This window comes from Achromobacter sp. UMC71 (assembly GCF_014170305.1).
GTDB lineage: Bacteria > Pseudomonadota > Gammaproteobacteria > Burkholderiales > Burkholderiaceae_B > Achromobacter.
In genome coordinates this window covers 158,140-177,095 of record NZ_LZZT01000015.1, presented here as the reverse complement: position 1 = coordinate 177,095, position 18,956 = coordinate 158,140, and the positions used below count along the sequence as shown (strand labels likewise).

General features: G+C 64.8%; 18 protein-coding genes. 16 read left to right on the top strand and 2 right to left on the bottom strand.

The window, feature by feature from the left end:
• Positions 1 to 40 precede the first annotated feature (40 nt).
• Both alaS and A9974_RS07085 read left to right on the top strand, forming a co-directional pair.
• Complete coding sequence (alaS, locus tag A9974_RS07090; protein ID WP_183003416.1) at positions 41 to 2,665, top strand: alanine--tRNA ligase; 2,625 nt, start codon at positions 41 to 43, stop codon at positions 2,663 to 2,665.
• On the top strand, positions 2,652 to 2,921 hold the full coding sequence (locus A9974_RS07085; RefSeq protein WP_183003415.1) for a sulfurtransferase TusA family protein: 270 nt from the start codon (positions 2,652 to 2,654) through the stop codon (positions 2,919 to 2,921). The genes alaS and A9974_RS07085 overlap by 14 nt, the downstream gene beginning before the upstream one ends.
• A gap of 71 nt (positions 2,922 to 2,992) precedes the next feature.
• Here A9974_RS07085 and A9974_RS07080 read toward each other — a convergent pair whose 3' ends face one another.
• A complete protein-coding gene (locus A9974_RS07080) occupies positions 2,993 to 3,574 on the bottom strand; it encodes a hypothetical protein (protein WP_183003414.1) in 582 nt (193 codons plus the stop codon).
• A gap of 277 nt (positions 3,575 to 3,851) precedes the next feature.
• Here A9974_RS07080 and rpsP point away from each other — a divergent pair, with 277 nt between their 5' ends.
• The 8 genes from rpsP (at position 3,852) to A9974_RS07040 (ending at position 10,152) form a co-directional block, all read left to right on the top strand.
• Complete coding sequence (rpsP, locus tag A9974_RS07075; protein WP_183003413.1) at positions 3,852 to 4,112, top strand: 30S ribosomal protein S16; 261 nt, start codon at positions 3,852 to 3,854, stop codon at positions 4,110 to 4,112.
• Between the two features lie 66 nt (positions 4,113 to 4,178).
• The gene (gene rimM, locus A9974_RS07070) at positions 4,179 to 4,796 is read left to right on the top strand and encodes a ribosome maturation factor RimM (protein ID WP_183003412.1); all 618 of its coding nucleotides are present in this window, start codon (positions 4,179 to 4,181) and stop codon (positions 4,794 to 4,796) included.
• A complete protein-coding gene (gene trmD, locus A9974_RS07065) occupies positions 4,796 to 5,611 on the top strand; it encodes a tRNA (guanosine(37)-N1)-methyltransferase TrmD (RefSeq protein ID WP_183003411.1) in 816 nt (271 codons plus the stop codon). The genes rimM and trmD overlap by 1 nt, the downstream gene beginning before the upstream one ends.
• 220 nt (positions 5,612 to 5,831) lie before the next feature.
• On the top strand, positions 5,832 to 6,506 hold the full coding sequence (locus A9974_RS07060; RefSeq protein WP_183003410.1) for a helix-turn-helix domain-containing protein: 675 nt from the start codon (positions 5,832 to 5,834) through the stop codon (positions 6,504 to 6,506).
• Positions 6,507 to 6,596: 90 nt separating this feature from the next.
• Complete coding sequence (locus A9974_RS07055) at positions 6,597 to 7,349, top strand: ABC transporter substrate-binding protein (protein ID WP_183003409.1); 753 nt, start codon at positions 6,597 to 6,599, stop codon at positions 7,347 to 7,349.
• A 122-nt stretch (positions 7,350 to 7,471) separates the two neighbouring features.
• The gene (locus A9974_RS07050) at positions 7,472 to 8,125 is read left to right on the top strand and encodes an amino acid ABC transporter permease (protein WP_183003408.1); all 654 of its coding nucleotides are present in this window, start codon (positions 7,472 to 7,474) and stop codon (positions 8,123 to 8,125) included.
• On the top strand, positions 8,122 to 8,853 hold the full coding sequence (locus tag A9974_RS07045; RefSeq protein WP_183003407.1) for an amino acid ABC transporter ATP-binding protein: 732 nt from the start codon (positions 8,122 to 8,124) through the stop codon (positions 8,851 to 8,853). Before A9974_RS07050 ends, A9974_RS07045 begins: the two co-directional genes overlap by 4 nt.
• A 9-nt stretch (positions 8,854 to 8,862) precedes the next feature.
• A complete protein-coding gene (locus A9974_RS07040; RefSeq protein WP_183003406.1) occupies positions 8,863 to 10,152 on the top strand; it encodes an FAD-binding oxidoreductase in 1,290 nt (429 codons plus the stop codon).
• 98 nt (positions 10,153 to 10,250) lie between these two features.
• Here the strand turns inward: A9974_RS07040 and A9974_RS07035 are convergent, their stop codons facing one another.
• A complete protein-coding gene (locus A9974_RS07035; RefSeq protein WP_183003405.1) occupies positions 10,251 to 13,145 on the bottom strand; it encodes a valine--tRNA ligase in 2,895 nt (964 codons plus the stop codon).
• A 403-nt stretch (positions 13,146 to 13,548) separates the two neighbouring features.
• On the opposite strand from A9974_RS07035, the gene ndk reads away from it, so the two are divergent.
• Genes ndk through A9974_RS07005 form a run of 6 tightly spaced genes read left to right on the top strand, consistent with a single transcriptional unit; the run spans position 13,549 to position 18,954 of the window.
• Entirely contained in the window at positions 13,549 to 13,974 is a 426-nt protein-coding gene (ndk, locus tag A9974_RS07030; protein ID WP_006393972.1) for a nucleoside-diphosphate kinase, read from the top strand.
• Positions 13,975 to 14,015: 41 nt separating this feature from the next.
• On the top strand, positions 14,016 to 15,170 hold the full coding sequence (gene rlmN, locus A9974_RS07025; protein WP_183003404.1) for a 23S rRNA (adenine(2503)-C(2))-methyltransferase RlmN: 1,155 nt from the start codon (positions 14,016 to 14,018) through the stop codon (positions 15,168 to 15,170).
• Positions 15,167 to 15,670, top strand: a complete 504-nt coding sequence (locus A9974_RS07020) for a helix-turn-helix transcriptional regulator (protein WP_183003403.1) — start codon at positions 15,167 to 15,169, stop codon at positions 15,668 to 15,670. The genes rlmN and A9974_RS07020 overlap by 4 nt, the downstream gene beginning before the upstream one ends.
• 15 nt (positions 15,671 to 15,685) lie before the next feature.
• Positions 15,686 to 16,972: a flavodoxin-dependent (E)-4-hydroxy-3-methylbut-2-enyl-diphosphate synthase gene (gene ispG / locus A9974_RS07015; RefSeq protein ID WP_183003402.1), complete on the top strand. Its 1,287-nt coding sequence runs from the start codon at positions 15,686 to 15,688 to the stop codon at positions 16,970 to 16,972.
• A 54-nt stretch (positions 16,973 to 17,026) separates the two neighbouring features.
• On the top strand, positions 17,027 to 18,313 hold the full coding sequence (gene hisS, locus A9974_RS07010) for a histidine--tRNA ligase (protein WP_183003401.1): 1,287 nt from the start codon (positions 17,027 to 17,029) through the stop codon (positions 18,311 to 18,313).
• A gap of 2 nt (positions 18,314 to 18,315) precedes the next feature.
• The gene (locus A9974_RS07005) at positions 18,316 to 18,954 is read left to right on the top strand and encodes a tetratricopeptide repeat protein (RefSeq protein WP_183003400.1); all 639 of its coding nucleotides are present in this window, start codon (positions 18,316 to 18,318) and stop codon (positions 18,952 to 18,954) included.
• Positions 18,955 to 18,956 lie beyond the last annotated feature (2 nt).

Sequence of the window (18,956 nt, the reverse complement as noted above, 5' to 3'; positions counted from 1 at the left end):
TCTATAATCAAAAATTCGCCTAAATTCTGCTTCATCCAAGATGAAATCCTCCGAGATTCGCCAGCAGTTCCTGCAATTCTTCAAGTCCAAGGGACACACCATTGTTCCTTCGTCGTCGCTCGTGCCGGGCAACGATCCGACCCTGCTCTTTACCAATTCGGGCATGGTCCAGTTCAAGGACGTGTTCACGGGCAAGGAATCGCGGTCGTATACGCGAGCCACGTCGTCGCAGCGCAGCGTGCGCGCCGGCGGCAAGCACAACGACCTGGAGAACGTGGGCTACACCGCCCGTCACCATACGTTCTTCGAAATGCTGGGTAATTTCAGCTTCGGCGACTACTTCAAGCGCGATGCGATCCAGTACGCCTGGGAGCTGCTGACCCAGGTCTACAAGCTGCCGGCCGAAAAGCTGTGGGTCACCGTCTACCAGGAAGACGACGAAGCCTACGACATCTGGGCCAAGGAAGTCGGCGTGCCGGTCGAGCGCATCATCCGCATCGGCGACAACAAGGGCGCCCGCTACGCCTCGGATAACTTCTGGCAGATGGCCGACACCGGCCCGTGCGGCCCGTGCTCGGAAATCTTCTTCGACCACGGCCCCGACATCTGGGGCGGCCCCCCGGGATCGCCCGAAGAAGACGGCGACCGCTACATCGAAATCTGGAACCTGGTGTTCATGCAGTTCGAGCGCGATGCCGCCGGCAACATGCCGCGCCTGCCGCGCCCCTGTGTCGATACCGGCATGGGCCTGGAACGCATCGCCGCCGTGCTGCAAGGCGTGCATTCCAACTATGAAATCGACCTGTTCCAGCACCTGATCGCCGCCGCGGCTCGCGAAACCGGCGTGAAGGATCTGGAAAACAATTCGCTCAAGGTCATCGCCGATCACATCCGCGCCTGCTCGTTCCTGATCGTCGACGGCGTGATTCCCAGCAACGAAGGCCGCGGCTACGTGCTGCGCCGCATCGTCCGCCGCGCGCTGCGCCACGGCTACAAGCTTGGCCAGACCAAGCCGTTCTTCTACCGCCTGGTGCCCGATCTGGTCGCCGAAATGGGCGAAGCCTACCCCGAGCTGGCCACCACGGCCGAGCGCGTGGCGCAGGTGCTCAAGCAAGAAGAAGAGCGCTTCGGCGAAACCCTCGAACATGGCATGCGCATCCTGGACACGGCCTTGGCCAATGTGCCCAAGGGCGGCCTGCTGGACGGCACCACGCTGTTCACCCTGTACGACACCTACGGTTTCCCGGTGGACCTCACGGCCGACATCTGCCGTGAACGCGAAGTCGACGTCGACATGGCTGGCTTCGAAGTCGCCATGGAGCGCCAGCGCGACCAGGCTCGCGCCGCCGGCAAGTTCAAGATGGCCGAAGGCCTGAGCTACGAAGGCGCAGAAACGCGCTTCGAAGGCTACGAAAAGCTCGAACTCGATAACGTCAAGGTCACGGCCCTGTACGTCGACGGCACCCAGGTCAAGCAAGTCCAGGCCGGACAAAGCGCCGTGGTCGTGCTGGACGCCACCCCGTTCTATGCGGAGTCGGGCGGTCAGGTCGGCGATACCGGCTTGCTCGAAGCCGCTGGCGTGCGTTTTGCGGTGGCCGACACCCTGAAGATCCAATCCGGCGTGTTCGGCCATCACGGCACCCTCGAAGAGGGCACGCTGTCGGTGGGTGACACCCTGCTGGCGCGCGTGGATGCGGTGCGCCGCGCCCGTACTGTGCGCAATCACTCGGCCACCCACCTGATGCACAAGGCGTTGCGCCAGGTGCTGGGCGCGCACGTGCAGCAGCGCGGCTCGTTGGTCGATCCCGACAAGACCCGCTTCGACTTCGCGCAGGATGCGCCGCTGACTGCCGAGCAGATCGCGCGCGTCGAGGCCATCGTCAACGCCGAAGTCCTGGCCAACCAGCCCACCGTGGCCCAGGTCATGGCCTACGATGACGCGGTCAAGGGCGGCGCCATGGCGCTGTTCGGCGAAAAATACGGCGATACCGTGCGCGTGCTGGATATCGGCTTCTCGCGCGAACTCTGCGGCGGCACCCATGTCAGCCGTACCGGCGATATCGGCCTGTTCAAGATCGTCTCCGAAGGCGGCGTGGCCGCCGGCGTGCGCCGCATCGAGGCCATCACGGGCGACAACGCCCTGGCCTGGGTGCAGAACCAGAACGCCCTGGTGACCCAGCTGGCCGGCATGCTGCGCAGCACGCCGGCCGATCTGCCGGCCCGCATCGCGCAGGTGCAAGACCAGGTCAAGCAGCTCGAAAAAGACCTGGAACAGTCGCGCAACAAGCTGGCCGCCAGCGCCGGTAATGACCTGGCTACCAGCGCCGCCGTCGAGGTCAAGGGCATCAAGGTCCTGGCCGCCGGTATCGGCGACGTGGATCCCAAGGCTCTGCGCGGCATGGTCGACAACCTGAAAGACCGCCTCAAGCCCGCCGTCGTGCTGCTTGCCACCGGCTCGGCCGACGGTAAGATCAGCGTGGTGGGCGGCGTGACGGCCGACCTGACCGACCGCATCAAGGCCGGCGACCTGGTGGGCTTCGTCGCCAGCCAGGTGGGCGGCAAGGGCGGCGGCCGTCCCGACATGGCCATGGGCGGCGGCACCGACATCGCAGCCTTGCCGGCCGCGATCGCCAGCGTGCAGAAGTGGGTTGATGAGCGTCTCTGACATGGGCCACGAGTCCGGCGCGCAAGCGCCGCCCTTCGACCAGGACGTGGATGCCAGCGGCTTGACCTGTCCCTTGCCCATCCTGCGCGCCAAGAAAGCCTTGGCGCAAATGGAAAGCGGGCAGGTGCTGCGCGTCATTACCACCGACCGCAACGCTATCCGCGACTTCCAGGCCTTTGCCCGCCAGACGGGCAACGTCCTGGTGGCCCAGCACGAGGCCGACGGCCGTGGCGTGCACTATCTGCGCCGCCGCTAAGGTCTACGCAATCGCCATGAAAAAAGGCCAGCCTTCCCAGGTTGGCCTTTTTGCTTTCCGGTGCGGCGCGCCTACTTGTGGATCGCCGCCGCCACCGCTTGGGTGATGGTGAAGTCCACCAGATCGCCTTCCTTCAGTTGTGCCAGCCGAGCCTGCATGGCGGGGTCCTGCACCTGAATGGTGCGCAGGCCGCCCTGCGGGCCCTTCAGCGTGACCAGGTTGGCGCTTTTGTTGATATGCCAGATCTCGGCAGTGATCCGGGTCTGGCGGCCGGCGGCGCCGCCGGGCTTGGCACCCTTGGCGGCGCGCGTGGCGGCGGTTTCGGTGACGACCTCGGGGGCGCCCGAGCCCGCGGGGCGGACATCGACCGCCACCGATTCGTAGTAGTCCAGCGTCAGCGTGTCGCCCGGCTTGATCTGCTTGAAATTGCGCACGTCCGGGCCAGCCTGGACGTCGACGACGTTGCCGTTGTTACCTTGTAGTGTGATGGTGCGGGTGGCGGGATCCACCGCGGTGACCTTGCCCGTGGTGGTGGTCAGCGCGGCGCCGACTACCCGGGCCGATGCCGCCATGGGCATCGCCAACATACCGACCAGCAAGCCTGCAAAAGCCAAACGCGCGACAGGGGTGAAGACAGCTTTACGGTTCTTCATGTTGCACCCTCCGGTAGAGGAAGTTTGACGGAAACGCCGATTTTCCAATCGGGTGTATTCTTCAAACGCGCTGACGGCAGCACAGAAACGCCCAACGGGCTACACTCTGTCTGCGGCGGGCTCCGGCCCGTATTTGCGGAAGTCTAGAATACCCGCATGTGGTGTTTTAGAACACAAATCCCGCGCGACTCCCGATATTTCAGCACCTGCATTTGCCAGCTGGCTTGTTTAAGTGCTAGAATTTCCCGTTTTTCACAACTAATTCAAGGGATTACCTATGGTGGTGATTCGCCTGGCCCGCGGTGGGTCCAAGAAGCGTCCGTTTTACAACCTGGTGGCCACCGATTCGCGTAACCGTCGCGACGGCCGTTTCATCGAGCGCGTGGGTTTTTACAACCCCGTAGCCAACGAAGGTACGGAAAACCTGCGCATTGCGCTGGATCGCGTGCAGCACTGGACCAGCCACGGCGCCCAGTTGTCGCCGGCTGTCGAGCGTCTGGTCAAAGACTACTCGGCCAAGGTTTCCGCCGCGGCTTAATTGCCCGCGTCGTATCCTGAACCCTGCTAGTTTTTACTACGCAAGATAAAACCGACTGCCCGATACATGTCTGATGCCGCAAATTCCAACGCGGCGCCTGCGGACTTGATCGAGCTGGGCCGCATTACTGCGGCCTACGGTGTGAAAGGCTGGGTAAAGGTGCAGCCGCATTCGGCCAACGCCGAAGTGCTGCTCTCAGCTTCTCAATGGTGGTTGACTCGCCCTGTGCCTGAATTGGCGCGGGGCGCTGTCGCGTCTGCGCCTGTCGCATTCAAGGTTGTGCAAGCCCGTTCACAAGGCGCCACCGTGGTGGCCCAGCTGAGCGGCATCGCCGATCGAGATCAGGCCGAAGCGCTGCGCGGTTTTTCCGTGCAGGCGCCGCGGGGTTCCTTCCCCGCGCCCGACGAAGACGAATACTACTGGGTGGATCTCATTGGCTGCTCGCTGTACACCACGGCGGGCGGCGAATCCGCGCTCATCGGCGTGGTGGACGAAGTCCTTGATAACGGCGCTCACGCCGTCTTGAAGGTCTTGTGCCAGAAGGAGGGGGGCGACGGTCCCGAAACCATTCTGAACGCCAAGGGAAAGCCCGCCGAAATGCTCGTTCCGTTCGTACGCGCGCACATCCACGCCGTCGATCTGGCCGCTCGCCGCATCGATAGCGACTGGCCCGCGGATCTCTGATGCGCATTGACGTCGTGACGCTCTTTCCCGAAATGTTCGGGGTGGTGCGCGACCTAGGCGTCACCGGCCGGGCGCATGCCCAGGGCCGGTGGTCCCTGCACACCTGGAATCCGCGTGATTTCACGCACGATATACACCGCACCGTGGACGACCGCCCTTATGGCGGCGGCCCCGGCATGGTGATGATGGCGGCCCCGCTTGAGGCCGCCGTCGGCGCTGCCCAGGCGGCGCGCGCGGCGCAAGGCCTGGCCCCGGCCCCCGTGGCGCTGCTGGCGCCCGTGGGCAAGCGCTATGATCAGGCTGGCGCCGAAGCCCTGGCTGCCAGCGATGGCCTGATCCTGATCTGCGGCCGCTACGAAGGCGTCGACCAGCGTTTCATCGAGCGCTGCGTCACGCACGAAATATCCCTGGGCGACTTCGTCCTGTCCGGCGGGGAAATCGCGGCGCTGGCCGTGATCGACGCTGCCGTGCGCCTGTTGCCCGGCGTCCTGAACGACGGCGACTCCGCGTTGCAGGACTCCTTCAACGACACCTTGTCCGGCCTGCTGGACAGCCCGCATTACACGCGTCCCGAGGTATACGAAGGCGCGCCCGTGCCCGCGCCGCTGCTCAGCGGGCACCATGCCAATATCGCGCGCTGGCGCCGCGAGCGGTCGCTGGAATTGACCGCGACCCGTCGGCCTGAATTGATCGAGGCGGCCCGTGCCCAAGGCTGGCTGACCCAGGCCGACGAGCGCTATCTGGCCGAATGGGCGGGCGACCCTTTGCCCGAGCCCAAGAAGCGGCGTCGCGGCGCCAAGCCCAAGACGACCTGACCCAATCCGCCGCGGGGCCTCGCGGGTGTCGGCCCGCTGCGATGCGGTGGGTCCGCGCTGCCAGGGCGCGGGTATCTGGCGCCGATGTCCACTACCGGTGCGTCGCAAGACGTCATCCTTCCCCCGTTTTCTTGTTGCCTGCTCGCTAGGGATGTTCCTAGGTTGTGGCCGGTTTCGTCGCTCCTTAGTATTGAAAATTACATAAAAATGAAATTTTCATATGAGCAAATCTTCTTCCTTGCGAAGCATCGACGCCGCGCCGCTCAAGCCGGTCTTGCTCGCCGGCCGCCCTGAATCCGCGGTGGACCTCTGGCTGGGCCAGCAGTTGCGCCAGCTGCGAAAGCAGCAGGGGCGGTCGCTGGCGGACGTAGCGCGGGCTTGCGGCATGTCGCTGGGCTTGCTCAGCCAGATCGAGCGGGGCTTGAGTTCGGCTTCGGTCAAGACGCTGCACCAATTGGCGCGCGAGTTCGGCGTGTCGGTCAATGCCTTGCTGCGCAACGCCGAGCACACCGAAGGCGAAGACGGCGGTCGGGTGGCCCGGGCCGGCACGCACCGCTACATCGATCTGCGCGAAAAAGGCATCGTCAAAGAGATGTACACGCCGCCGGCCTGCCGCAGCATGGACTTGTGCCGCGCCACCATCGAACCTGGGGGCTCGACCGGCAGCGAATTGTTCGTGACGGGGCAGGGCGAGCAGATCGGCGTGGTGCTCAAGGGCTCGCTCGAGCTCTGGGTAGGCGACCGCGTCGTGCTGCTCAAGGAAGGTGACAGTTTTTGCTATGCCAGCAGCACGCCGCGCCGCTGGCGCAATCCCGGGTCGCAGACGACCGAAGTCATCTGGGCCATTTCCAATATCAATCAAGCCGCGGGGGATGAGACGCAACGGGCGCCGTGAGCGCGCGGGCAGTAAAGCGGCGCGATGACACTGGGGATCATCCGCCGTCCGGGCAGTGCCCGGGACTCTTTGCCACGATGAGGAAATGTCATGAAATTCAAGACTCTGGTTGTCTCTGTATTTGCAGCATTGTCCATGGCCGCGGGCGCGCAGGCCCAAACGGTCGTGAAGGTGGGCTCCACGCCTACCGGCAGCCCGTTCACGTTTCTCGATACCAAGACCAACAGCATCGAAGGCGTAATGGTCGACATCGTCAAGGCGGTTGGCAAAGAGGCGGGGTTCGAGGTGCAGATCGAACCGATGGCATTCTCCGCGCTGATCGGATCGCTCACCTCCAAGCGTATCGATATCGTCTCGGCGGCCATGTTCATCACGCCGCAGCGCCAGCAGGTGGTGAGCTTTTCCGAGCCCGTCTACCGTTACGGTGAAGGCCTGATGGTGCTCAAGAGCGACAACAAGGAATACAAGTCCTTTGCCGACATGCAGGGCATGACGGTCGGCGTGCAGGTGGGTACTGCCTTTGTCGAGCCGATCCAGAAAAGCGGCGTCTTCAAGGAAGTGAAACTGTACGACAACCCGCCCGACATGATGCGCGACGCCAATGCAGGCCGGATCCAGGGCGGCTTCATGGATTTTCCGATCGCGGCGTACATCCTGACCCAGGGCAACTATCCCAACCTGAAAATGGCGCAGTCCTATCAGCCCACCGTCATGGGCAGCCTGGGGCTGGCCACCCGCAAGGACGACACGGCGTTGTTGGACCGCATCAACAAGGCGCTGGCCAAGTTGAAGGCGGACGGTTCCATCGACCGGATCCTGAAGAAGTGGGGCTTGGGCGCCTGACGCCTGTTTGAGAGCAGGTGCCGGACCACGATGGGCGTGTACCCGGCTTGCGCGCGACCGCGCGCGGGCGGGCTCGCCGCGACCGGCGTCTTCGGGCGCAGTCTTGTTGGGGTGAATCAAGCATGACGGAATTTTTCAAGGACGCGGCGGAATACCTGCCGATATTGCTGCAGGGCGCCAAGCTCACCATCCTGGTGACGCTGGGGTCGCTGGCCCTGTCCACGGTGCTCGGCCTGGTATGGGCGCTGATGCGCGTGTCCGGCAACAAATACCTGGCCAAGATCAGCGCGGGCGTCATCAACCTGCTGCGCGGCATCCCGATCATCGTGTTGCTGTTCTATATCTACTTCGTCATGCCGGACATGGGCGTGTCGCTGACGGCCGTGCAGGCCGCCATCATCGGACTGGGCGTGGCGTATTCGGCCTATCAGGCCGAGAACTTCCGCGCCGGCATCGAGGCCATCGACCGCGGCCAGATCGAAGCCGCGATGGCCATGGGCATGAGCTGGAGCATGACCATGCGCCGGGTGGTGCTGCCGCAGGCCGTCAAGATCGTTCTGCCGCCGTACGGCAACATCATGATCATGATGCTCAAGGATTCGTCGCAGGCGTCCACCATCACGGTGGCCGAGCTTGCCCTGCAGGGCAAGCTGATCGCGGTGTCCACCTTCAAGAACGCCACGGTGTTCTCGCTGGTGGCGCTGATGTACCTGATCATGTGCGTGCCGCTGATCCTGCTGGTGCGGCATCTGGAAAAAAGGAGCGCCGCAAAATGATCGAACTCAAGGGAGTGCGCAAGAGCTTCGGTCCGCTTGAGGTGCTCAAGGGCATCGACGCCGAGGTCACCAAGGGTGAAGTCGTGTGCGTCATCGGGCCGTCCGGCTCGGGCAAATCCACCATCCTGCGATGCATCAACGGACTCGAGCGTTACAACGCCGGCAGCATCACGGTCGATGGCGAACGGGTGGATTGCGATGCGGCGTCGATCGTCTCGATCCGCACGCAGGTGGCCATGGTGTTCCAGCGCTTCAATCTGTTTCCCCATCGCACGGCGCTGGAGAACGTGGTCGAGGGGCCGATCTATGTCAAGAACGAGCCGCGGGCCCAGGCGCTGGAGCGCGGCCGCGAGCTGCTGGCCAGTGTCGGTCTGGCCGACAAGGCGGACGCCCATCCTCCGCAATTGTCCGGCGGCCAGCAGCAACGCGTGGCGATCGCTCGGGCGCTGGCCATGCAGCCCAAGGCCATCCTGTTTGACGAGCCGACCTCGGCGCTGGACCCCGAATTGGTGGGCGATGTGCTGGGCGTGATGCGCAAGTTGGCCGAGGCGGGCATGACCATGGTGGTCGTGACGCACGAGATGAGCTTTGCACGCGAAGTCGCGGACCGCGTCATGTTCTTTGACGGCGGCGTGATCGTGGAGCAGGGCGCCGCCCGCGAAGTCCTCAATCATCCGCAGCACCCCCGCACGCAGGACTTCCTGCGCCGTGTACTGCACCCCATGTAAGGAACCGCCATGCCGCAGACGCCGTTTCCCCTTTCTCCATCGCTCTGGGCTGCCACGGCCGCGCCGCCGCCGGACACCCAGCCGTTGACGCAGTCGACCCAGGCCGATGTGCTCGTGGTCGGCGGCGGCTATGCGGGCCTGAGCACCGCGCTGCATCTGGCTGAGCAGGGCGTGCGGGTCGTGCTGCTGGAAGCGCGCGAGATCGGCTTTGGCGGTTCTGGCCGCAATGGCGGGCAGGTCATTCCTGGGCTGAAATACGATCCGGACGCGCTGATCGCCATGTTTGGCGCGGAACGCGGCGAGCGGCTGGTGCGTTTTGCCGGTGCCACCGCCGATTCGGTGTTCAACCTGATCGAGCGGCACGCGATGGACGTGCCGCATGTGCGCCAGGGCTGGATCCAGGGCGCGCACAATGCCGCGGCCCTGGACGTGGCGCATGCGCGGGCGGCGCAATGGGCGCGCCATGGCGCCGATGCGCAGCCGTTGGACAAGGCGCAGGTGTCGCGCCTGATCGGCACCGACCGCTACCTGGGCGGCTGGGTCGACCGGCGGGCGGGCGCGGTGCAGCCGCTTAGCTATGCGCGTGGCCTTGCCCGGGCGGCCTTGAACGCGGGCGCCGTGATCCATACGGACACGCCGGTCGCCGGCCTGAAGCGCGACGGCGGCAAGTGGACGGCCGCCACGGCGGGCGGCGCGACGGTCACCGCCGATCGGGTGGTGATGTGTACCAATGCCTACGGCGCCGATCTGTTGCCGGGTCTGAAGACCTCGATCATCGACGCCAATACGTTCCAGGTGGCCACCGTTCCCTTGCCGGCGGCCATGCGCGCCGGCATCTTCCCGGAAGGTCACGTCACCTCCGATACCCGCAACCTGCTGCTGTATTTCAGGCTGGATCATCAGGGCCGCCTGCTCATGGGCGGGCGCGGGCCGTTCCGCGAACCCAAGGGGCCGCAGGACTGGGCGCACCTGGAGCGGGTGATGGTGAAAATGTTCCCGCAGGTCAAGGGCACGCCGTTTGAATACCGCTGGTGCGGGAGGGTGGCCATTACCCGCGATTACCTGCCGCACCTGCACGAGCCTGAACCCGGCCTGCTGGTGGACATCGGTTGCCAGGGGCGCGGCGTGGGCCTGCAGACCAGCATGGGCCGCGCCATGGCGCAGTACCTGGTCAGCGGCGACGCCAAGGCCTTGCCCGTGCCGCTGTCGGCGGTAACGCCGTTTCCGCTGTACGGCTTGCGCCGTCTGTATGTGAATGCGGTGGTGACCTGGTATCGGCTGACCGACGGCGGCGTGTAGCCCGGCCAGCGCAAGGCGCATCCACGACGGCCGAAAAAAAGCCCCGGACATTGTCCGGGGCCGGGTTTCATCGAGGCAGGCGCGGCGCCTGCCGGGCATCAGTTGCCCAGCTTGCCGCGCTGCTCGCGCACCTTCTGCAGTGTTTCGCCGAACTGCCCGACGCGGGCTTTTTCCTGCTCGACGACGGCCGCCGGGGCGCGTTCGACGAAGCTGGCGTTGGACAGCTTGGCGTTGGCCTTGGCGATCTCGCCTTCCAGGCGCGCGATTTCCTTGTCCAGGCGAATGCGCTCGGCCGCCACGTCGATCTCGACGTGCAGCATCAGGCGGCTGGCGCCCACCACCTGCACCGGCGCGCCGGCGTCGGGCAGGGCATCCAGCACGTCGACCTGGCTGAGCTTGGCCAGCGCGGCCAGGTAGGGCGCGTTGCGCGTCAGCGTGGGCGCATCGCCCTGGGCGCACAGCGGCACCTTTTGTGCGGGCGACAGGTTCATCTCGCCGCGCAGCGCGCGCACTGCTTCCACCTGCGCCTTCAGTTCAGCCACGTCGGCTTCGGCGGCGGTGTCCACGGCGGCCGGGTTGGCTTGCGGGTAGGGCTGGACGCTGACGCTGTCGGCGACGCCTTCCTTGCGCTTGCCGGCCACGACAGAGACCTTTTGCCACAGCTCTTCCGTGATGAACGGGATGATGGGGTGGGCCAGGCGCAGCACGCCTTCCAGGACGCGGATCAGCGTGCGGCGGGTACCCAATTGCTGGGCCGGCGTGCCGGTCTGGATCTGCACCTTGGCCAGTTCCAGGTACCAGTCGCAGTACTCGTCCCAGATGTAGCGGTACAGCGCGTTGGCGATGTTGTCGAAGCGGTAGTCGGCAAAGCCGCGCGCCACGTCGGCTTCCAGGGCCTGCAACTGGCTGACGATCCAGCGGTCCACGAACGACAGTTCGCCGGTTTCCGGGCCCGTCAGGTCATGGCCTTCGGTGTTCATCAGTACGAAGCGGGTGGCGTTCCAGAGCTTGTTGCAGAAGTTCCGGTAGCCCTCGCAGCGCTTCAGGTCGAAGTTGATGTTGCGGCCCAGGGTGGCGTAGGCGGCCATGGTGAAGCGCAGCGCGTCGGTGCCGAAGGCCGGGATGCCGTCGGGGTATTGGCGGCGCGTGGCCTTTTCGATGCTGCCGGCCTGCTTGGGGTTCATCAGGCCGTAGGTGCGCTTGGTCACCAGGCCGTCCAGGTCGATGCCGTCGATCAGGTCGACCGGATCCAGCGTGTTGCCCTTGGATTTGCTCATCTTCTGGCCGTCCGCGTCGCGGATCAGGCCGTGCACGTAGACGTGCTTGAACGGGATCTGGCCGGTCAGGTGCGTGGTCAGCATGACCATACGCGCCACCCAGAAGAAGATGATGTCAAAGCCCGTGACCAGCACGCTCGACGGCAGGTAGCGTTCCAGGTCGGCCGTCTTGTCCGGCCAGCCCAGGGTGGTGAAGGGCACCAGGCCCGACGAGAACCAGGTGTCCAGCACGTCGGGGTCGCGCGTGAGTTCGCCCGTCACGCCGGCCGCGCGGGCCTGCGCCTCGGCTTCGGCCTGGTCGTGCGCCACGAACACCTGGCCGTCTTCCGAGTACCAGGCGGGGATCTGGTGGCCCCACCACAGTTGGCGCGAGATGCACCAGTCCTGGATGTTGTTCAGCCACTGGTTGTAGATGGTGGTCCAGTTGTCCGGGTAGAACTGGATGCGGCCGTCGGCCACGACTTCCAGCGCTACTTCGGTGATGCTCTTGCCCGGGTTCAGCGTGCCTTCCGGGGCCGGCTTGCTCATGGCCACGAACCATTGGTCGGTCAACATGGGCTCGAGCACGACGCCGGTGCGGTCGCCCTTGGGCTGCATCATCTTGTGCGGCTCGACCTTGACCAGGTAGCCCTCGGCTTCCAACTGGGCGACGACAGCCTTGCGGGCCTCATAGCGTTCCAGGCCCTGGAACTGCTTGGGGCCGTTTTCGTTGATGTGCGCGTCCAGCGTGAAGATGACGATCAGCGGCAGATCGTGACGCATCGCGCAGGCGTAGTCGTTGAAATCGTGCGCGCCGGTGATCTTCACGCAGCCCGTGCCGAATGCGGGGTCGACGAAATCATCCGCGATGATGGGGATGTTGCGGTCGCACAGCGGCAGTTCGACTTCCTTGCCGACCAGGTGCTTGTAGCGCGGGTCTTCGGGGTGCACGCACAGCGCGCCGTCGGCCAGCATGGTTTCGGGGCGGGTGGTGGCGATGGTCATGCCGCGCAGGGTGACCGTCTGGCCGTCCTTATCGACGATGGTCTGCGGACCGTCGACGAAGGGGTAGAGGATGTGCCACATGTGGCCGTCGGTTTCTTCCGACTGGACTTCCAGGTCGGACACGGCCGTCAGCAGCTTGGGGTCCCAGTTCACCAGACGCTTGCCGCGGTAGATCAGTCCCTGTTTGTGCAGGCGGACAAAAGTCTCCACCACGCCGCGCGACATGCGGTCGTCCATGGTGAAGTACTCGCGCGGCCAGTCGGCCGAAGCGCCCAGCCGGCGCACCTGGCCGGTGATGGCGTTGCCCGACTTTTCCTTCCATTCCCAGACTTTCTCGATGAATTTCTCGCGGCCCAGGTCGTGGCGCGAAACCTTCTGGGCGTCCAGCTGTCTTTCAACCACGATCTGCGTGGCGATGCCGGCGTGGTCTGTCCCCGGAATAAATACGGTGTCGTCGCCCAGCATGCGGTGGTAGCGCACCAGGCCGTCCATGATGGTCTGGTTGAACGCGTGGCCCATGTGCAGGGTGCCGGTCACGTTGGGCGGCGGGAACTGGATTACGTAGGGCTTGGTTTCCGTCCCCGGTTTTACGTGCGAACCGGCAGCGAAGTACCCGCGCTTGTCCCACTCGGCATACCAGCGGGATTCGAGTTCGGCGGGTTCAAAGCTCTTGGAGAGTTCCGGGGTGTCGCTCGCGGGATTCGCGGCGTTCGGGGGAGCGGCTTGAGTCATTACAGGGTTCCGGCAGACAGGGCGCCCGGTCGATGGATACGGGCAAGCAAACCGCTCATTTTAAGATGTAATGCGGTCGTATCGGCGTGTTAGAATACCGGGTTACTGTAAACCTTTTAGAAGTCCCTGAATTCATTGAGGTTTCGCCGAAAATGTTTTGCCAAAAGTGTTTTGCCAAAAACGGATTGCGCAAAGCGAGGCGGGCTTCATCGTTGGGCTTGAAAGGGTAGGCAGTGTCGAATCCCCGCCTGGGTCATAGGCGGCCGGGCCGGTCCGGGACATGCATTCGTTCCGAACCGCTTGCGCGCCCACAGCGCGATGCCGCTTGAAGGGTGACACCAACAAGCGCAGGCCACGCCAGGCAATTATAGAAACCAGTCAGCAATCAGTTTTCGGAGTTCTCATGTCCATCCAACGTACCCTCTCGATCATCAAGCCCGACGCCGTCGCCAAGAACGTCATCGGCCAGATCGTCGGCCGCTTCGAGCAAGCCGGCCTGAAGGTCATCGCCGCCCGTCTGGCCCAGCTGTCGCGCGCCGACGCCGAGCGTTTCTACGCCGTGCACAAAGAGCGCCCCTTCTTCAAGGACCTGGTTGACTTCATGATCTCCGGTCCCGTGTTCGTGCAAGTGCTGGAAGGCGAAGACGCCATCCTGAAGAACCGCGACCTGATGGGCGCCACGGACCCCAAGAAGGCCGCTCCGGGCACCATCCGCGCCGACTTCGCCGACAGCATCGACGCCAACGCCGTGCACGGCTCCGACGCTCCGGAAACGGCTGCTGTCGAAGTGGCTTTCTTCTTCCCCGAAATCAACATCCACAGCCGTTGATTTTCCGGAAATCGTTGTAGATATTTAGCGTTACCCAGGTCATGGAATCCGTCGAACGAATCAATCTGCTGGGGCTGGACGGCTCCGCCCTGTCCGAACTTGTCGGGCAGTGGGGCGGCAAGCCGTTTCGCGCCCGCCAGCTGCAGCGCTGGATGCACCAGCGCGGCGCCGATTCGTTCGACGCCATGACCGATCTGGCCCGCGAATTCCGCGGTCAGCTCGCGTCCAATTGCCGCATCGAGGCCTTGCCTGTCAACATCGAGCAGCGCTCGACCGACGGCACCCGCAAGTGGCTGTTCGACGTGGGGCAGGGCAATGCCATCGAAACCGTCTTCATCCCCGAAGACGACCGCGGCACCCTGTGCATTTCCAGCCAGGCCGGCTGCGTGGTGAATTGCCGCTTCTGCTCGACCGGGCACCAGGGCTTCAACCGCAACCTGAAGACCAGCGAAATCATCGGCCAGCTGTGGTGGGCCAAGCGTGTCCTGGAGGCCGACATCGGCACCGCGCGCCTGGAAAGCGCCCGCGCCACCGAAGATACCCGCGTCATCAGCAACGTGGTCATGATGGGCATGGGCGAACCCCTGCTCAACTACGACCAGGTCCTGCCGGCCTTGCGCCTGATGCTCGACGACAATGCCTATGGCCTGTCGCGCCGCCGCGTCACGGTGTCCACTTCGGGCGTGGTGCCCATGATGGATCGCCTCTCGCAAGACTGTCCGGTGGCGCTGGCCGTGTCGCTGCACGCGCCCAACGACGCGCTGCGCGACGAGCTGGTGCCGCTGAACAAGAAATACCCCCTGAAGGAGCTGCTGGCTGCGTGCGAGCGCTATCTGGCGTACGCCCCGCGCGACTTCATCACTTTCGAATACTGCATGCTGGACGGCATCAACGATACCGACCAGCACGCCAAAGAACTGATACACATTGCACGCCAGATTCGCTGCAAGCTCAATCTGATCCCGTTCAATCCCTTCCCCGCGTCCGGCCTGAAGCGCTCGCCTTCGGCACGCGTCAAGGTGTTTGCCCAGCGTCTGATGGACGCTGGCATCATCACGACCGTACGCAAGACCCGGGGTGACGATATCGATGCCGCTTGTGGTCAACTGGCGGGAGAAGTGCGCGACCGTACCCGGATTACCGAACGGAACGCCGCGCAGCGCCAGACCATACCAATTAAACAGGTGCATGCATGACGCAGGATTTCGCTTCTGCAGTTTCAGAGACGTCCACGGGCGCCGCAAGCGGCTCGGGCAATGTGGGTTCGGCGCTGCGTACGCTGCGCCAGTCCAAGGGTTGGTCGCTCGACGAAGTGTCCAGCCGCATCAAGTTTTCCACCAAGCAGATCGAGGCCCTCGAAAACGAGCAGTGGGCCGATCTGCCCACCGGCGTTTCGCTGCGCGGCCTGATCCGCAACTACGCCCGTTTGCTGGGCGCTGATTCCCAGGCCATCGTGGACTCGCTGGATCCCAAGGCCCGCGTCACCGGCCCGGTCAAGCTGAGCCCGGGCGCGCTGCATTCCGCGCATTCCATCCCCCAGTCCGGCGCCGACGACGACCGCTCGTCGTCCACCTCGTGGGGCTGGCTGATCGCCATCGTGCTGGTGCTTGCCGCCGGCGTCGCCTATGCCTTCTGGCAGGGCTGGCTGCCGCAGCAATGGCTGGCGTTCGACTGGCTTCCGAAGCTGTCCAAGTAAATACCGGTTTCGCCGATGCAAGATTCCTCTTTGCCTTGCCAGGATGCGCCGCCGCCCTCCGTGGGGGCGGCTTCCCGCCGCGCCACGCGTTCGGTGGCGGTGAAGTGGGGCGACCGCACGGTCATGGTGGGCGGCGATGCGCCCGTGGTGGTCCAGTCCATGACCAACACCGACACCGCCGACGCCATCGCCACCGCGATCCAGGTCAAGGAACTGGCGCTGGCCGGTTCCGAACTGGTCCGCATCACGGTCAATACGCCCGAGGCGGCGAAAGAAGTCGTCGCCATCCGTGAACAGCTCGACCGCATGGGCGTCAACGTCCCGCTGGTCGGCGACTTCCATTACAACGGCCATAAGCTCCTGACGCAGTTTCCGGAATGCGCGCAAGCGCTGTCCAAGTACCGCATCAACCCGGGCAACATGGGCGGCGGCAAGCGCCGCGACGACAACTTCGCCCAGATGATCGAAGTGGCCTGCCGCTACGACAAGCCGGTGCGCATCGGCGTCAATTGGGGTAGTCTCGACCACGAGCTCATGGCCCGCAAGATGGACGAGAACAACCAGCGCGCCCAGCCTTGGGAAGCGCAGGCCGTCATGCGCGACGCGCTGGTGGTGTCCGCCATCAGCAATGCCCAGCGCGCCGAAGAACTGGGCCTGCGCCGTGACGCCATCATCCTGTCGTGCAAGGTCAGCCACGTGCAGGACCTGATCGCGGTCTACCGCGACCTGTCCGCCCGTTGCGACTACCCGCTGCACCTGGGCCTGACCGAGGCCGGTATGGGCAGCAAGGGCATCGTGGCGTCCACCGCCGCCCTGGCCGTGCTGCTGCAGCAGGGCATCGGCGACACGATCCGTATTTCGCTCACACCGGAACCGGGCGGCGATCGCAGCCGCGAAGCCGTGGTGGCGCAGGAAATCCTGCAGACCATGGGGTTGCGCGCGTTCACGCCCATGGTGGTGGCCTGCCCCGGTTGCGGCCGCACCAGCAGCACGTTCTTCCAGGAACTGGCCGACAGCATCCAGTCCTACCTGCGCCGGCAGATGCCGGTGTGGCGGGCGCAATACCCCGGCGTCGAAAGCATGAACGTCGCGGTCATGGGCTGTGTGGTCAACGGGCCAGGCGAAAGCCGCCACGCGGATATCGGCATCAGCCTGCCGGGCACCGGCGAGGTGCCGGCCGCGCCGGTATTCGTCGACGGCGAGCGCACGGTCACGCTCAAGGGCGACCACATCGCCGAAGAATTCCAGGCCATCGTTGAAGACTACGTCGCGCGCCGCTACGGCGCGCTCGCCTCTCATTAAAGAAAGGGTGTCGCCGCAAGCGCGCTTGCCAGCGCGTGATGCGGCATGATCAAGATGACTCAAGCTTTCCAGAAAGTCGCCGCCATCCGCGGCATGAATGACCTGCTGCCGGGGCCCAGCGCCCGCTGGGAGCAATTCGAGGAAATCGTGCGCGGCTGGCTGCGCGGCTACGGCTATCGCAATGTGCGTACGCCCGTGCTTGAGCATACGCGCCTGTTCACGCGCGGCATTGGCGAAGTGACGGACATCGTCGAAAAAGAGATGTACACGTTCACCGATGCGCTCAACGGCGAATCGCTCACCATGCGGCCCGAAATGACGGCCGGCATCGTGCGTGCCTCGATCGAGCACAACCTGCTGTACGACCGCCCGCAGCGCGTCTACTCCATCGGTCCGGTGTTCCGCCACGAACGCCCGCAGCGCGGCCGTTACCGCCAGTTCCACCAGATCGACGTCGAAGCCCTGGGTTTCGCCGGCCCCGACGTGGATGCCGAACTTATCGTCATGCTGGCCCGCCTGTGGAAGCTGCTGGGCCTGACCGACGTGCGCCTGGAGCTCAATTCGCTGGGCCAGCCCGCCGAACGCGCCGCGCATCGCGCCGCTCTGATCACGCACCTGGAAAAGCACAGCGACATCCTGGACGAAGACGGCAAGCGCCGCTTGTACACCAACCCGCTGCGCGTGCTGGACACCAAAAATCCCGCCATGCAGGAAATGGCCGACAGCGCCCCGCGCCTGTTCGACTTCCTGGGCGAAGAATCGCGCGCGCACTTCGACGGCGTGTGCCAGCGCCTGAGCGACGCCGGCATCGAATACCGCCTGAACCCGCGCCTGGTGCGCGGGCTGGACTACTACAACCTGACCGTCTTCGAATGGGTCACCGACCGCCTGGGTTCCCAAGGCACCGTCTGCGGCGGCGGCCGCTATGACGGCCTGATCGAACTCCTGGGCGGCAAGGCCGCGCCCGCGGTCGGTTTCGCCATCGGCATGGAGCGCCTGCTCGACCTCTGGGAACAGAGCGTGCAGGTGGACGCCCTGGCCGAATGCGATGTCTACGTGGTGCACCAGGGCGAAGAGGCCCAGCGCCTGGCCGCGCGGGTCGGCGAAGACCTGCGCGACGCGGGCTTGTCCGTGGTCGTGCATGCCGGTTCTGCCAGCTTCAAATCCCAATTCAAGCGTGCGGATGCCAGCGGTGCCCGTGTTGCGGTTATCCTTGGCGCCGATGAAGTGGCCTCGCAGACCGCCAGCGTCAAGTTCCTGCGCGCCGACGCCCAGGGCGACGCCGCGCAGCAGCAAGTTCCGTTGGCGGCCTTGGCCGAAGTATTGAATCTCAAGGGTTAGGCATGGCATACGATCTGGAAGAACAGGAAAAACTCGACGCCATCAAGGCGTGGTGGGCTCGTTACGGCACGCTGCTGCTGTCGTTGGTGACGGCCGTGGTGGTGGCCTGGGGGGGCTGGTGGGGCTGGAAGGCCTATCAATCGCACCGCGTGAACCAGGCCATGGGCTACTTCGAGGCCCTTGAAGACGCGGCCCGCCTGGGCGGCGCCGATTCCTCCGTGCGCATCAAGGCCGCTTCGGCCACCTTGCGCGACCAATACGGTTCGACCGGCTATGCCGCGCGCGGCGCCCTGGTGGCAGCCCAGGCGCTGCAGGCTCAGAAAGACGAGGATGGCGCGCGCCAACAGCTCGAATGGCTGGCCGCGCAAGGCAAGAACCCGTCCATGCAGGCCGTGGCGCGTTTGCGCCTGGCGGGCCTGTTGCTCGACCAGAAGCAATACGACGCCGCCCTGGCGCAACTGAACAACGCGCCGGCGGCCTTTGCGGCCTTGTTCGCCGACCGCCGCGGCGATATTCTCGCCGCGCAAGGCAAGCGCGATGAAGCGCGTGCGGCATGGCAAAGCGCCATTGATGGCCTGGGTACGGCAAATCCGCTGACCCAGGTTGTGCAACTGAAACTGGATGCCCTGAGCGGAGCGTGACT

Coding starts and splice junctions, on each gene's coding strand:
- alaS (WP_183003416.1), top strand. CDS start 41: ATGAAATCCTCCGAGATTCGCCAGCAGTTCCTGCAATTCTTCAAGTCC.
- A9974_RS07085 (WP_183003415.1), top strand. CDS start 2,652: ATGAGCGTCTCTGACATGGGCCACGAGTCCGGCGCGCAAGCGCCGCCC.
- A9974_RS07080 (WP_183003414.1), bottom strand. CDS start 3,574: ATGAAGAACCGTAAAGCTGTCTTCACCCCTGTCGCGCGTTTGGCTTTT.
- rpsP (WP_183003413.1), top strand. CDS start 3,852: ATGGTGGTGATTCGCCTGGCCCGCGGTGGGTCCAAGAAGCGTCCGTTT.
- rimM (WP_183003412.1), top strand. CDS start 4,179: ATGTCTGATGCCGCAAATTCCAACGCGGCGCCTGCGGACTTGATCGAG.
- trmD (WP_183003411.1), top strand. CDS start 4,796: ATGCGCATTGACGTCGTGACGCTCTTTCCCGAAATGTTCGGGGTGGTG.
- A9974_RS07060 (WP_183003410.1), top strand. CDS start 5,832: ATGAGCAAATCTTCTTCCTTGCGAAGCATCGACGCCGCGCCGCTCAAG.
- A9974_RS07055 (WP_183003409.1), top strand. CDS start 6,597: ATGAAATTCAAGACTCTGGTTGTCTCTGTATTTGCAGCATTGTCCATG.
- A9974_RS07050 (WP_183003408.1), top strand. CDS start 7,472: ATGACGGAATTTTTCAAGGACGCGGCGGAATACCTGCCGATATTGCTG.
- A9974_RS07045 (WP_183003407.1), top strand. CDS start 8,122: ATGATCGAACTCAAGGGAGTGCGCAAGAGCTTCGGTCCGCTTGAGGTG.
- A9974_RS07040 (WP_183003406.1), top strand. CDS start 8,863: ATGCCGCAGACGCCGTTTCCCCTTTCTCCATCGCTCTGGGCTGCCACG.
- A9974_RS07035 (WP_183003405.1), bottom strand. CDS start 13,145: ATGACTCAAGCCGCTCCCCCGAACGCCGCGAATCCCGCGAGCGACACC.
- ndk (WP_006393972.1), top strand. CDS start 13,549: ATGTCCATCCAACGTACCCTCTCGATCATCAAGCCCGACGCCGTCGCC.
- rlmN (WP_183003404.1), top strand. CDS start 14,016: ATGGAATCCGTCGAACGAATCAATCTGCTGGGGCTGGACGGCTCCGCC.
- A9974_RS07020 (WP_183003403.1), top strand. CDS start 15,167: ATGACGCAGGATTTCGCTTCTGCAGTTTCAGAGACGTCCACGGGCGCC.
- ispG (WP_183003402.1), top strand. CDS start 15,686: ATGCAAGATTCCTCTTTGCCTTGCCAGGATGCGCCGCCGCCCTCCGTG.
- hisS (WP_183003401.1), top strand. CDS start 17,027: ATGACTCAAGCTTTCCAGAAAGTCGCCGCCATCCGCGGCATGAATGAC.
- A9974_RS07005 (WP_183003400.1), top strand. CDS start 18,316: ATGGCATACGATCTGGAAGAACAGGAAAAACTCGACGCCATCAAGGCG.